This is a genomic window from Acidisphaera sp. S103 (assembly GCF_009765975.1).
In the GTDB taxonomy this organism is placed as follows: Bacteria; Pseudomonadota; Alphaproteobacteria; order Acetobacterales; family Acetobacteraceae; genus Rhodopila.
On record NZ_LMUJ01000111.1, the window covers coordinates 240,898 to 254,971 of the forward strand.

A 14,074-nucleotide genomic window follows, 5' to 3' on the forward strand; every position below is an offset into this window, starting at 1 on the left:
CTGTAGGTGTTCCATGACCACATGCGCCTTACCGGGGATTGTTCGAGGTGATCCGGGTTGCGTCGGCCTCTATTAGAAAGAAGGGGGCGGGAAGCCGGGCGCGTTCGCGGGATCGAAACCGTTGGCGCAGTGGCGCGAGAGGGGTCACTGGCCTGGCTGCTATGATGAGCTCTGGACCCATCTGCAAGGGTGGCACGGTAAGCAGAACGGCACCCGCGCGATGGTGGCTGTGCTGGCGCCGGGCCCGGAGTTTGGCCACGACCGGTTGCGCACGGCGGTCGCCACCACGGTGTCGTTGGGGGCTTGTGACGTGGCGGCAGTGCGGTATCTGCTGACCGAAGCAGGGCTGCGCAAGGCCAAGCCCAAGCCGATCGATGTCGGTGCGTTGCTCCTCGCATCAGGGCAGCACATAGCGTCACAGCCCTCAGGGCGACGCTATGCGGCGTTGGCGGCTGGATCGCACCTTTTTCGGCATCATTCTGTCCTATGGCCCCATTGATCTGCTTGGCGCCATGACAGTCAAGGCCAACGGGCCAGGCCCGGCCGATCCTAGTCGACCGTTCAATGAGGCTTCGACGACCGATCATCGAGAGCCTTCAGCGCTCCGGCCGCCATGTTCTGGCATAAATCGCTGAGGGGATGATCCACCGCCTTCACGAGCCAGGCCCGGGCTTTATCGAGATCCCGCGGGCCACCCACACCGAACTCATACCGGGTCGCCATCATCTGCTCTGCTGCACAATACCGTTGGTCGGTAGACTTCTGTAGCCAGTACAAGGCTTTCGCATCATCTCGAGGAGCTCTCTGCCCGAGCTGGTATACAAACGCGAGTTGCTGTTGTGCCGCGGCCGACCCCTGTTCGGCCGCCTTCTGCAGCCATGCAACGCTCAGAGCGTTGTCCTTTGGAAAGCCGAAAATCCCCACTGCGTAGCTGCTGCTGAGCGCAATTTCGTCCTCGACACGCCCATGGTTTGCCGCCTGTTGCTGCCAGTAAGCGAATTGGGTCATGTCCCTTGGCACCCCGTTACCAAGGAAATAGAGTTCGGCCAGTTCCGACATCGCTTCGGCATTTCCCTGCTTGGCTGCCTTGGATAGCCAGGTAGCGGCCTCCTGATAATTTTTCAGGGTGCTATTCTCGTCTTTGTAAATCATTCCCAGACGCGTCTGAGCGTCCGCATCACCCGCGGAGGCGCGGCTGAGGAGGCTGTCAAAATCCGGCGGCGCCGCGGTCGGCGGCTTTATTACCTTATCCAGATTCGCGATGGCTGTTTCGGCCATGCCGTGGAACATGCCGCCATGTGAATCAGCTTTGCGAAACCAGACAGTCGCCTGGGCACTGTCCTTGGGCACGCCGAAACCGTTCGCGTAATCCTCACCAAGTCCCAACTCGGCTTGGGGGTCGTCTTTCTCAGCAGCCTTCCTCAGCCAGGAAATCGATAGCTCAACGTTGCGTGGCACGAACTTGCCGAGTTGATAGGCGTTAGCGAGCTTGTTCATCGCTTGTGTGTCGCCCTGCTCCGCGGCTTTCCGCCACCAGGACATGGCCAGGTCGGCATCCGGTGCCGAACCGGCAAAACCTCGGAGGGAATAGAAATCGCCGAGCGCTCGCTGACTGGGTGCGTCGCCTTGCTCTGCTCGCGCGCGGATGCCAGCGATGAAGGGCGCCATTTTTTGGGTCATACTCTGCGCCATGGTGGACAGCGCGGGTACAATGGCTTGCGCTAGGGCGGGTGGAACATTGGACGGCGTCGGTGCCGGGCTGCCCTGCAAGTTGGCGATGAGCTGCTCAGCGAGATGCCCGGGCCCACCGCCTTGTGCCGCTGCCTTCCCTAGCCAGAGCAACGCCTGCTCCTTGTCCTGCGTTACGCCGAACCCGTCCACGTACAGCCTGCCCAGCCCCACTTCGCTCCCTTGATGGCCCTTCTCCGCGGCTTTTCGATACCAGAACGCGGCCTGGGATCCGTCCTTTGGGACACCTCGCCCATCTTTGTAGGCCCGACCGACCTGATACATCGCATCAGGCATGCCCTGCTCCGCCGCTCTGCGCCACCAAACCACCGCTTCGCCAAAGTCCTGCTGAACGTCGGGCGGCGCACCGGCGAAATACACCGTTGCGAGTGTGAAGTCGGCTGCCGCAAGGTCCTGGTCAGTCGCTTTCCTCAGCCAGGCGAGACCGGTCGGCACGTCCCTGGGGAGTGGTCCTGTACCGTGAAGATAAAACACCGCAAGACGCCATTCGGCCTCGGCGTTGCCCTGATCTGCCGACTTGCGAAACCAATCCGCCGCTTTGGCCAGATCCTGCGCGACCCCCTCGCCGGTGGCGTAGAGCGCCCCGATCTTGACCTGCGCCTCGGCGTTGCCCGCTTCTGCCAGTGGCTTCCAGAACCCCATCGCGGAGACGAAGTCCTGCCGTTCATAGGCGGCGACGCCATCCTGGACAGGGTCGGCAAATGCCGGTCCGGCCAGAACCAGAAGGAGCGCAAAAAACGCGCAAAACCCAGCCGGGCCAAATGGGCGATCCGTCATATCGTGTCCCTCGCAATCGGCAGCTACGACCATTTGGCGGCCGCGCCCCTTGGAAACGCCGAAGTAACATGCGAGCGGCGGTCGCGGCAACGGCTTCAGCCACGGGTCGGAGAGTTCCAGACGACATCAGCCGTGGCATTCCTCCGCCAAACAAACGTTCTAGGACGGAGGCCACTGCGGCGGCAGCGCTATATGTGAGAGATTGTCACATATAGATGGCAGAAGCTTGTCCTGCTCCTGGAAAAACTATTTATTCCGCGCTCGGTCCAGATTATAGTCGGCGAATGTCCGCCCACGAGTATACGTCACTCATGTTCGCCGTGCTGGCAATCTATGAGACCAACGATATCCGCATCGGAAACGATGCCAATCGTCCAGCCTAACCACGATTCGAACTGCATACTCGTGATCTAAATAATCTTTGCCTCAGTACGGAGAACCGGGTGCGCCTGCTCCTGATAATCGTGGCTTTCCTGCTCTGTTTGCCACAACTGGCTCTTACGCAGACAGATAAGTCGAGTTGGATCGCAGACAGTCAAACAGGATGTCGGGTTTGGAACCCTCACCCACAACCGAACGAAACAGTCAGTTGGTCAGGTAGCTGCAAAGGCGGCACGGCGGAAGGTCCAGGCGTCTTGCGATTGTTTAAGGATGGCAAAACCGCCGGATTTGGCGAAGGCGAGTGGCGCGATGGTAAGCGAGAGGGCCGCGGCGTTTACACCGACCAAAGGGGCAACCGCTACGACGGCGAATGGCACGACGACAAGGAGAACGGCTCGGCGTCGTCACTTATACGGACGGCAGCCGCTACGAAGGAAAGTGGCGTGATGGCAAAATGACCCATGGCGTTGGGACGACTGCGGACGGCCGCCGTTACGACGGGCTCCGCGCGGAGCAAGCGTGCTTCCACGACCCATGATGGCGATCCCCCTACCGACGCGCCGCTCACGGTCGTGGCAAACTGCATCAGCATCGAGTCAGAGCCAATTTCGAAGGCCGATTGACAATAACACCGTGCCCATTCGTAGATAAGCGGGTTTGGTATGAGGTCACGCCGATGGCGGTGAAACTGGCACGGGATTCGTTTTGACTTTACGCGGCGCGCGGTGCTCAGATCTCATTCAGATCTGCGGAGCGTTCGTTTAGCCAATCGCGGAGGGTATCTTGAGCAACACCGAGGTTCTGCATCCATTCAGGCCATATGCCGAATATACCTGGTGCGCTCCGTTTTGGATGAGAGCGGTATTCATCCCACCTTCAGTGCGCAAGAATCAGGAAGGTCTGAGCGATAGGGAGCTCGCGTTATCGCAACTGGCCGGTTTGGTCGGGAAGCACCGCTTCAACTGCGTCAGCCGTTGGAACACGGAGAACCTTCAGAGCACTGCTGAGCCATACCGCCTGCAGAGACAGCGCGATCACCGCCTCGTGGCCGAGCTGGCACCCGACGAGTATCTTCTGCAGCACGTCAAGGGCAAGATACCGGGCCGATACGCAGACATTGATGTCAGGCCGATTTCCACGCGCCTCTACTTTGAGGATTACGGTCTTGGAGTCTTCGAGGCCGTATTGGCACTGTCAGGAGATCCATTAGACCTAGAGGCTTGGAACGCGTTCCTGACAGACCGCGAGTTCTGGAGCGAGATGGACTTCTTCAGCACCACTCTCAACGGAGAATTGGCCATTCAGAAGTGTTGGCCGGACCTCCGTGCGGCATTCGCAAAGGCCATTCCGGAGAGTGGCCTGACTCCGTTCCTAGAGCTCGAGGAGGCACTGGACGGCGTTGTCGGTCAGGAATTGATGAGTAGCAACGATTTCCTGTGGACGCAGTGTATGGATCTGACTCTCTTCTGGAACCCACAGCTTGACCTAACGCCCAACAACATAAAAGCGACCTCGACGCTGCTGCACAGAATCGGCCTTACGGCCGACTATACGCAGGACACGCGCAACGAGGTCGCGAAAGCGGTCAATGAAGAGGCGGACTCAGGAGCCGTGGAAACGCTCTCTGTGTACACACGAGCTTACGGCATAGCCACCGGCGACAATATGTTCATCAGCATGTACAATGGCTTTGGCATGGTAGCCCTCGTCAACGAGCCGGAGCCTTGGCGCAGCAGCGGAACCAATGACGTCGCATTCGATTTCGGCACTTCTCCATCGAGAAAGATCGCCGCGCTCCGCCGTGCCCTGCTCTTGAACTATGGCGCAATGACGACTGCCTCCAACGTTCTTAAGCAATTCCTTACGAAAAGCCTGACGAGCTCTGGCCGGAATGCTGCGGAACTGCACGAGGATCTGCGCCGTGTCACTGCTGCATTTTCCAGCCTGAAGCATGATGCCAGGTGTGAGCTGATTGAGGCTGACGACATAGAGGCCTACGTCTATAAGGCGATGTTCGAGATGTGGAACTTACCATCGCAAATCAGTCTTCTGAATGAGACCATCGATGATGCCGACAAGGCCGCCTCGCGTTTAAGCGAATCGAACATACATAATGAAGAGCGCACCTTTACGCTGATTCTGATCGTTCTGACTGTCGTGACGATACTTGGGATCGCCTCGGAGGTAACCGATTTCGTTATGATATCGGAGGAATTTAAGGCCACCGTGACTGGTTTCTTCGACAGGCTAATCATTTTGACAGTATTCCTTGCCGCTGCGATTGGGCTCGCCATCTCGCTGGCAAGCTCGCGACAATGGCGTCGGTCCATTTGGAAAACAGCTCGCAACCGGAGGCGTTGAACCGATATCTTCGCGGAAATCGCGATTACGGGGCAGGGTTCACGAGCATCGTGCCCTGGTTGTCGTCGGGCCTATCCACAAGACCGCCTTTAAGGGATCCGGCGCGCACCGTCAGATCGTTCTCGACCTCTTACGCATCAACGGTCGGGAGTCTCAAGGTACAAATCCACGGCGGCCGGTTCGTCGCGCAGAGTCAGGCTCAAGCCCTTCCTCCTCGCCGTTGCAAATGTGCATAATGATGCTCTCCCAAGAAACATTCGGTAGCGAAAGGGTCGGATGCGGAGCCAACACGAATTGCGATAACGCGCCGGATCTCCAGCTTGTCCTGCGGGGGCCTACGTTCCCAACGTAAGCGAACGGTCGCCGCTCTGCCCGGCCTCAATGCGCATTCCGCCGATCCTGATCAGCCATTCCGGCCGACCGCGATCACCGACTCCGGTGATCCTGATCACACTGTTCGCTATGCCTGAGGATGGGACGGCAGACAGCATGACGTGGCGTTGGACACCCTCTCAGCCGCGACAGTCACCGCGAGGACTTCGCAACAACGACACTTAATCGTAATATGTCGTCAAATGACATCGAATTTGCTGACAACGCTATCCCAAATTGCGGCGCCCGCCGGAGCTATCGGTCCGACGTTCAACCGGATCATTGTGGAGTCACGACGCACTAGCATTGAGAGAACCTAGGCAAACGGCATTAGCATCACAAACAGGCCGTTCGTGGCCTGGGTCAACGATGCTGCGGAAGATATGGACGCCGGAGTGTTCCTGCAGCCAATCAAAAGGCCACGCCGCTGATGTCACTGCGGTAAATTTGGCTGCGTGAGCGTCAAACTTTGACCCACCAGGCTCTGCCAGCCTGGTTGTCGCTGGCAACGCGGGCGACCGAGAACGCAGAAAGGCGGGGCTTGCACCCACCTGGGTCAATGCCAGCCGAAGAAATACGAGATGGCAAGGACAAGATCGATCTCTCTAGGTTTCGGTCTATCGGGCCTGTTGTCTTATCGGACAGATTGCTTCCCCGCTGATCGTCACTGCCCGTTATGCGTCGGCCGATCGCCCTCTTTATCCGCGGCATGCTCGCATATGAATTTCCCCTCCTTCGTGCTGCCGAAGTACCGCTCGCCTTGGAAGTGGTAGACGTGTGACCGCGTGTTCACCCAGACTAGTTTGTCACCGGGGCACGTCATGCTGGCGGGAGGGATATGGCTCGAGGTCTGGGCGGTTGCGAGAGAAGGCAGCGCCAGCACGAGCAGGGCTATGATCCTCCAGCGCACCAGACGTATCCCCAACCGGCCCCGCCAAATTTTGTCTTTCGGCATGACATTCCCCCTGGCGCCGACGCAGAGGAAGGATCTACCGCAGGAATGAACTGGAGTCGAGCCAGCCCGGCAGCCCGCAGCGGCCTCCGGATTCGGGGCGGATCGGTGCGGGTACTGCGACCGGGAAGCAGATTCATCCTCGTCTCCGCGCTACCGATCCAATTTTTGGTTACAAGCGAATTCGTGGCGCCGCGAGTAGGTATGGTACGAGAGTAATCGCCAAGTCTTGCGCCAACCTATAAACGCTGTCGAGCAACGACAGCGATGGAAAAACCCCCGAACCCACAACCATTTTCTGGTCAACTGTCGTTTGAACGTATGCGGCGGTGGCCTATCCAATTACCGTCATGACCCTCATCAGCTTGCGCATCTGTTTTTCCTTTTAATTTGATCACCACGGTCGCCGCATACGGCGCAGACATGTTCCATAAAACCAATTCACCTACGCTCCGCAGGACGCTGCCAACCTTCTCGGCCTGAAGTATCCGTCTGATTTCTGATAAAAACCATTCTCCATCACTTTGCTGTACCGGATGGCCAGCACGAAATACGTGCATGGTTCCGACAAACTCCCTTGTTCTCAAAGAGTTATCCTCCGCTATAAACGGTGTCATATCACATCGTCTGATGTGTTAGCGCCGATACGATCGGAAGGCAATACGTCACAAGCACTTTGAGGTTTTATCGAAATTTATACATGTTTCATGTATATTTATATTTTGACAGTTAATGCATTACCATTAATTAATTATGAAATGAAATTCATGAGAACGGCTCCTCTTGAAAGAGCGGCCAAGAAAGCTGACTCACATGCCAGGGCCGCACGGAAATTCTCCGCGACGGGCGGCACTCAGCGGCCACCAGGTCCGCGATCTCCCGCACGGTCGACGGCCTCTCCGCCTTCAGCAGCACCGACAGAGTAACCCGCGTCAGTTCACCACCACGGAACCGTTGTGGTGCCTTTACGCGGGGCCGTATCACCTGGGGTTTGATGGTCGGGCCGAACAGCCGGATCGTGGCGTCTAGGCTGTCCAGGTCGGCTCGGAGTCGGGCGATGGGCTTTTCCGCCTCGGATATCTCGCCGGACAACTCAGAGCGTTTGGTTATAAGCCCGTGGGCAACTGTGGATTGCGCTATAATGGTTCATATTTCGTTCGGTTGTTGCGTATGATTGTGACTACGGAACGAGTATAGAATTTTGGATGACTCGGTGCCGCTATTGCGTGGTGGCGGCTGCTATATATTGCCGCGAATTTCCGGCGAGCCTGTAGTTGTTGCCGCTGCCCGCAGGAACACGGTGCTTGCTGACGATATTCTGATTGCTGCCAACTCTACCGCCGACAGAATGCATGTGGGCGCATCGGCCCTCGGGACGGCGAGCCAAGCGGTTCGACCTGGCACCCGGCATTATCGTCACAGCGAACACGATCAGCACCAGCTCGTTCGCGGCGCAACTTCGCGCCCAGCCGCTGTGTCGAGTCCCGTTTGAATTCATGTGGATGGAATGGCCAGGTGCCGATCCCATCTACGACGCCTATCGGGTCGGTGACGCGACCGCTGCTGCGCCTGCGCCCCATCGCATGGTTGTCCTTATCCATGCCGACGAAAGCCGCCAAAAAGGCAGTATGACGTTTGCCTGGTCTCACCGTCAGGAAGGTGTCAATGCCTGCCCGTTGGCCCGTTTCTTCGACTGGCGCGCTGACGCTCCGGAATCGCATGACCTGTCGCGTAGCTTCTTCCGGGGATCCGCGCGCAACGAGAACGAACTGCGTCAGCAAATCGTCTCCCAAAGCAAAGGTATGCCGCAGGTGAAGGGTTCGTCTGGCCGCTCTGGCCGCAGACATCTTGAGGCGAAGAACTTCTCGAACCTGACGCGCGGCAACCTCGTGGCTGCCATGGCGCTCCTGCGTGGGTCAGGGAGACGGCATGCCGTCGCTGGACGACTGCCCTCGGACCGCGCCGCAAACCCCTTCAAGGGCGGCTGGCTTCAATCGGAATGCTCGGCTGCCTTACGTCACAACGCGCATCAGTCTGAGCAAATAGATCCAAATGCCCTCAGAGGCCTGACGATCTCTGGGCCAATTCCTGTGGTTCTCAAGCACAGCAAGTGCGCTGACCCATGCAAATGAATCCGCGTTGGCACGCTATCGAACCGCGACCGGCAAGCGAGGCGCGGCCTCTCCGGGCTTATAACGCGGTCGATCGGCGCGCCGACGGTTTGCAACCTCGCGCAGCGGCCTCATGAGAACTCTGACCGAACTCGTGCCGCCATGTTTCCAGTGGAACGTAAGCTGCTCGTGCTCCCAGTCGACTACCACTTTCGCAAACAGCGTCACCAAAATTGAGTGAAGCTCCATCCGATCGACCTGAAGGGCCTTTGCGACTTGCCGAAGCTTTTCCAACCGCTTCGTGAGCGTTACGTCAAGCCATTTTGGGCGATCAATCCGCAGGCGCTTACGGTCGGCTAGCAGTTGTCTAACTTCAGCATCCACTGCGTTCTGCGCTTCAATCACCGGTCGCGACGACTGCCGAACTTGCTTATATTCGCTTGCGATAGATGCTCTGCGGCGACGGAGAACGTGAAGCCTGCTCCGAATTTGCCCTAACATTTCGGTTCGCGCTTCTGAGCCGAGGGCTGGCTTGGGACAGCTCGAGATCACATCGTCGATGTCGATCGTCAGCGCGTCTTCGATGCCAGGATATCGAACCCAGTGATCGGAACAGCCAACGCCACTGTCGGCCAGACGGCACATGTAATACCGCCAATTTGGTTTTCCACCCCCAAGAAAGACCATTCTACGATCGCAAAATGGGCAGCGGGCGAGTCCTGCAAGCAGGTTTGCACGACCCGTCTTTGGCCCCTCGTTATGATGCTGTTCACACCAAGCCGTCCGCCTTGCCTGAACTTGATCCCAGTCGGATTTGACTACAATCGCCGGATAGTAATTTTCCACGGGCGCCTGTGGACGCATTCGTTTCACTCCATCGATGTACTCGCTGCTGAAGGGGACGAGGGTACCGAGCACGGTTGGCGTTCGCAAGAAATGACGGATCAGGCTCTTTTGCCATATGTGTCCGCGCTGATTGCCATGGCCAAAGAGGGGAATCTGCCGTTCATTCAGACCACGTACAATCGTTTGATGGCCTACACCAGCCAACACATCCCTATAAATCTCGCGAACGACATCGGCCCGATCTTCTACAACCTCAAATTTCCCTGCTGCTTTATCTAGCCTAAGCCAACCTGGGCACCGAGATGACCAGGGTTTTTCCGACAGTTGGGATCGCCTTACATCGAAAGATGCCCTGATGCGTCGCGATTTCATTTCGCTTTCCTCATTCGCACGCATCATGCTTACGAGCGAAATGATAAGTTCAAGCGGATTTTCGTTGAGGCTTTTTAGAGAATAGCATCTTTGGTCGGTAAGGGTTACGATATTGATCCCGGCTTGAATGATCTGCATGAATAGAGCTTGCGCGGAAATGATACGGTCTCGGCTAAGACGGTCGAGAGATTCAACCAGCAGATAGCTGTTTGGCGGTACAAGGTTATGCTCGATCGCTTCGAGGAATGCCCGAAGTGCACCCTCCTTGGAGTTCTTGCCGCGGTAGGCACTCACTCCCAGGTCACGAAACGAAAGCGCCAAATCGAGCCGGAGATTGTGGTCGGCCGCATACTTTTCAGCCATAGCCGACTGCCTACGACGGCTATCACCGGCTGCCTGCTCATGCGTGCTGAACCGTAGGTACGAGTAGGCAATCCCTGCCATCGCCGAACCCTCCGCTTGGAGAAAGTAGTTTCACAGGATTCCGATTCGACGCTTATTTTAGCTCGTGCCCATTGTCATCGCGGAACACACTTTTATGCGAGAATCCGCCAACGATATGATGAAGTGCGGCTAAGCCACGCATTAGCGTATGATTTTGAACAAACCGGCAGGTGACCCCCTTAAGGGCGTCATCGTCGCCGTCGCCGTCGATGACCGCGCTAATCGCCGCTATCGTACGACTGCAATCTGCTAAAGACCGAGAGAGCGCCGAAATCGGAAAAACCAACTTTTCTGCTTGCCAGAAGATACCGGGGACACCGATTGTAGAGGCGGCCGATTTTGTGTCAGAAATTCGATCGCCGACAAGGGTGAAGTCTGCGGCGCATTGATCGCTGCCGCTGGTTCGGATGGTAATTCCTCAGGATAGCATAGACTGTAGGCATTCTCACAGACCTCCAGCCAGGAAATGGGTCGGATGTCAGTGGCGTTCTCGTAAGGGGCTAAGCGCTCGACATAGCCTTTGAGGAGATCGCGGTCCAGGCGCTCAACGGTGCCGGGCTTATGCTCCTCATCCGCCGCGACGACCCAAAGTAATATATTGGGTCCGAGCGCACGAAGAACATCCATTAGCGGCTGAAGGCGGGTCGGATCAGTCATCCCCAACTCCCTCCACACCCAAATCTTCTCGCCGACTGCCAAGTCCTCCAACAGCTTTCGGCGCAGAAAGGTAAGTCGTCTGGCTTCGCGTCCGCGAAGCTCCTCGGCATCGAGTTCACCTTCATGAACGAACGTGTGATACCTCGTGTCCAGGGAAGTCTCGTGTACCATGAATTCACGGTGACCCGGCGTGCCGGAAAGATAGACCTTCACGGTGTCTGCGGTGCCAAGGCCGTCGAGCTTTCTCTGCAAGGCTGCGACCAGCTTGCCCAACGACATTCCCGCAAAGCGGAAAAGCCCCAGCGGCTCAACGCCCGCGTGGCGCTGCACCAGACCAAATTCGCAGTTATCGCCAAGGCTTTCAAATGCCAGCATCAGTTCGCTGAGAGGCTTGGCCGTGGCTTGATGATCAGCGATGCGTGGGGTTGAGGTCTCCGCCGCCCGGAGAGCGAGGCGTTGCGATAGCTCGGAAATCCGCCGGGTCACGACGTCGAGATCAACGACCCATTGCCCCGGCTCGTTAGGAGCAGGGGCGCTTTCGAACAAATCACCCCAGTAATCGAGCTCGGCAACTTGAGCGAGACGATTGATGGAAGCGTTCTGGTGATGCCGGGGCATCCACTCCCAGAGAAGCGCACCCGGTTTGCAAAAGACTACATCGGTCAAACCCTGGCCGAGGGGGCCTATTACCACGTCCGCATGGCGGAAAAGATTGATGCGTTCCGCCGTCGTGAGACGATCATCCACGACGTAAGCGCCTCGACGACGAAGCAGATCGAAGACCTCATCCTCATTGCGGACCTTCCCGTAATAGGGGTTGGAACACGGCACAACGAGAATCTCGTGGGGTAGTCGCTGTGAGGGGAGGCGATCCAAAATACGCCGCGCGGTGTCACGAACACTCTGACAGACGCTAAAACTAGCCGATCCATTTAGGAATTCGGCATACTCAACGTACGGCAGGTGGTAGAAGGTACCTGATTTCAGGGTCAGCCGCGGGAGACGGCCGTATCCGAGGATATCGAGGACATCCTCCTGCCAGGCAGCCAATGGCGGCAACACCAACCGTACGTTACGTGTCCGCTCTTGCCGCAGAGCCCAATCGATCGCAGGCACGCATTGGGTTAGCCAGTGTTGGTAACCCCAATGAGCGTTGTTGTACCCGATGATGTGCTCTTCGTTGTCATCAAGGTGAACCAAAACCTTACGGTGTGCCGTGAAGGCGTCTCTGGCTCCTTCGGGCGCGAAGTACGACGTTTCCGGGATGACAAGCTGGTCTTGGAAAATCAGACCTGTGTCCGCGTCCAGTACCGCATTGGCGATCGCGTAGCTTTTGAGCGTCGCCGTCATTCCGATGGGCTGGAAGGAGGAGCCGCACACGTGCAATAACTTGTCGCTCAAACTGAGATTGGCCCGGCTACGATGTCGCCGGGCCTGTTCAATATAGCGGCTTCCGGCAGCAGCTTGCGCAATGGGGCGGTTCAACTTACTTCTCCTACAATTCAGATTTTGATTAGAGATGCCCGGTCCGCATAGACAGGCAAAACATAAAAATAATCGTTGCCCCCATGTAGGCCAGAAGGCTCCATGGGTGATTGGCGAGTGGCACGAACCGGACCATATCGAGGGCCGGATCGAGCATGCATCGGCACCGCCGTCGGGATGAGGGCGGTGCGATTTGCGTGAGTTCCAAAAATGAATGATTATCCCAGGGCGATAAATTATGTAACGCACCTACTTGCAGTTGAGTCAATCCGGGTGTATTCAACCGAAATGAGGATATTCGTATTCATCTCCGCCAAGGACCCTGATTTGCTCGGGTTCACGGCGAGCCAGACAGCAGAAAACCTACCGCGCGATTATGCGCCATGGACACCAGCCGAGTCTGGCGGAGCCGTCTTACTGGGCGGCGGTGACGCCAATCCCGTGGTTGAGGCCGTGCGGCGAGATGGATTTTTCCTAGCGGTCGGTGGCTATGAGGATGAAGATTCCGCACCACCGGTCCATCATTAGGGAGGCGAAGAGATGCAAATTTACCTTTTCGCATCAAATAGCCATCCGAGCGTCACAGCGTTCACATCGGACAGGGAGGGTAGTAATCTCCCTGCCGACTACGCGCCGTGGGTCGTGGTGAACACCAGCCGAACCATTTGCATTGAACCACCCAGCGAGCGCATCGCCGAGGCCATACAACAGCACGGTTATTTTCTACTGGCTGGCGGTTGTGCTTATTCTCGCGCAAGACGAGAAGTAAGCGATTCGGCGATGGCACCTTGCGGCGGATGATTTCGCTGTGATGGAAATTGGCGATGGACGCGATGCCGATTTTGGTTTCGGAGCCGGACCCCGCTGAGGACGCACATACGATTGGTCGTAAGGGTGCTCGTATGCCTCAGGTCGAGGTCATCACGCGCGGCGAGCGGCGGCGTGTCTGGACGCTCGAGCAGAAGCGAGAGATCGTCGCGGAAAGCCTCGGATCGACACTGACGCCGACGGAAGTGGCGTGTAAGCATGGCATCAGCAGCGGGCTGTTGTATGGCTGGCGACAGAAGCTGATCGGTGGGCGGATGACGCTTGTGCAGCAGTCACCGCCCGGCTTTGCCCGGGTCGAGATCGGGCCGCCGCATGCCGACAAGCACGATCCGGAGCCTGCGACCCCGATCGCGTCATCCGCCCCGGACGTGCCCGTCCAGCGTCCGCCGGGCTTGATCGAGATCCTGCTGCCTGAGAGCGTGGCGCTGCGGGTGGATGGACAAGCCCTGCGCCGAGTGTTGGCTGCGCTGGCGGGTCAACCTCGGCGCCAATCGTCAACTCAGATCCGGCCCCGCACCGCCGCACCGCTTACGTTTTTCCACTCTGTGTGTTGGATTATATCCACTCTTATGTTCGCCATTTCAAGCAGCGGGCGTGACAATTCCTTGCTTGTCGAGCAATCGGTTCAGCATGGTCCGAAACCGAGCAAGGCAGGAGGCACGATCATCGAAACGACGGTTGATCATGCTCTGATACGCGGGTTGGTTACCGCCTGACCGGATGCGTCGCGGAGCTTCCT

Annotated in this window: 10 protein-coding genes; 6 read left to right on the forward strand and 4 right to left on the reverse strand. The window is 57.6% G+C overall.

Going from position 1 to position 14,074, the window contains the following annotated elements; genetic code table 11:
- Nucleotides 1-121 precede the first annotated feature (121 nt).
- The gene (locus GSQ89_RS37200) at nt 122-499 is read left to right on the forward strand and encodes a hypothetical protein (RefSeq protein ID WP_158933154.1); all 378 of its coding nucleotides are present in this window, start codon (nt 122-124) and stop codon (nt 497-499) included.
- A gap of 62 nt (nt 500-561) precedes the next feature.
- On the opposite strand, the gene GSQ89_RS37205 is transcribed toward GSQ89_RS37200, so the two are convergent.
- The gene (locus GSQ89_RS37205; protein WP_158933155.1) at nt 562-2,526 is read right to left on the reverse strand and encodes a tetratricopeptide repeat protein; all 1,965 of its coding nucleotides are present in this window, start codon (nt 2,524-2,526) and stop codon (nt 562-564) included.
- Nucleotides 2,527-2,969: 443 nt separating this feature from the next.
- Here GSQ89_RS37205 and GSQ89_RS37210 point away from each other — a divergent pair, with 443 nt between their 5' ends.
- Entirely contained in the window at nt 2,970-3,365 is a 396-nt protein-coding gene (locus GSQ89_RS37210; protein ID WP_158933156.1) for a hypothetical protein, read from the forward strand.
- A gap of 325 nt (nt 3,366-3,690) precedes the next feature.
- Complete coding sequence (locus GSQ89_RS37215) at nt 3,691-5,268, forward strand: hypothetical protein (RefSeq protein ID WP_158933157.1); 1,578 nt, start codon at nt 3,691-3,693, stop codon at nt 5,266-5,268.
- Nucleotides 5,269-6,894: 1,626 nt separating this feature from the next.
- Here GSQ89_RS37215 and GSQ89_RS37220 read toward each other — a convergent pair.
- Entirely contained in the window at nt 6,895-7,209 is a 315-nt protein-coding gene (locus GSQ89_RS37220; RefSeq protein WP_158933158.1) for a hypothetical protein, read from the reverse strand.
- Nucleotides 7,210-7,944: 735 nt separating this feature from the next.
- Between GSQ89_RS37220 and GSQ89_RS37225 the strand changes: the two genes are divergently transcribed.
- Complete coding sequence (locus GSQ89_RS37225; RefSeq protein ID WP_158933159.1) at nt 7,945-8,724, forward strand: hypothetical protein; 780 nt, start codon at nt 7,945-7,947, stop codon at nt 8,722-8,724.
- A 15-nt stretch (nt 8,725-8,739) separates the two neighbouring features.
- On the opposite strand, the gene GSQ89_RS37230 is transcribed toward GSQ89_RS37225, so the two are convergent.
- Entirely contained in the window at nt 8,740-10,365 is a 1,626-nt protein-coding gene (locus GSQ89_RS37230) for a recombinase family protein (protein ID WP_158933160.1), read from the reverse strand.
- 249 nt (nt 10,366-10,614) lie between these two features.
- Entirely contained in the window at nt 10,615-12,507 is a 1,893-nt protein-coding gene (locus GSQ89_RS37235) for a DUF563 domain-containing protein (protein WP_158933161.1), read from the reverse strand.
- Nucleotides 12,508-12,717: 210 nt separating this feature from the next.
- Between GSQ89_RS37235 and GSQ89_RS37240 the strand changes: the two genes are divergently transcribed.
- Both GSQ89_RS37240 and GSQ89_RS37245 read left to right on the forward strand, forming a co-directional pair.
- Nucleotides 12,718-13,035 (forward strand): hypothetical protein, encoded by a 318-nt coding sequence (locus tag GSQ89_RS37240; protein WP_158933162.1) that lies wholly within the window; start codon nt 12,718-12,720, stop codon nt 13,033-13,035.
- Between the two features lie 296 nt (nt 13,036-13,331).
- The gene (locus GSQ89_RS37245) at nt 13,332-14,051 is read left to right on the forward strand and encodes a transposase (RefSeq protein WP_158933163.1); all 720 of its coding nucleotides are present in this window, start codon (nt 13,332-13,334) and stop codon (nt 14,049-14,051) included.
- Nucleotides 14,052-14,074 lie beyond the last annotated feature (23 nt).

What these genes read in the sequence shown, in the direction of transcription:
- GSQ89_RS37240 (WP_158933162.1), top strand. Translation starts at nt 12,718, where the DNA reads ATGAATGATTATCCCAGGGCGATAAATTATGTAACGCACCTACTTGCA.
- GSQ89_RS37230 (WP_158933160.1), bottom strand. Translation starts at nt 10,365, where the DNA reads ATGGCAGGGATTGCCTACTCGTACCTACGGTTCAGCACGCATGAGCAG.
- GSQ89_RS37220 (WP_158933158.1), bottom strand. Translation starts at nt 7,209, where the DNA reads ATGACACCGTTTATAGCGGAGGATAACTCTTTGAGAACAAGGGAGTTT.
- GSQ89_RS37245 (WP_158933163.1), top strand. Translation starts at nt 13,332, where the DNA reads ATGGACGCGATGCCGATTTTGGTTTCGGAGCCGGACCCCGCTGAGGAC.
- GSQ89_RS37205 (WP_158933155.1), bottom strand. Translation starts at nt 2,526, where the DNA reads ATGACGGATCGCCCATTTGGCCCGGCTGGGTTTTGCGCGTTTTTTGCG.
- GSQ89_RS37225 (WP_158933159.1), top strand. Translation starts at nt 7,945, where the DNA reads ATGTGGGCGCATCGGCCCTCGGGACGGCGAGCCAAGCGGTTCGACCTG.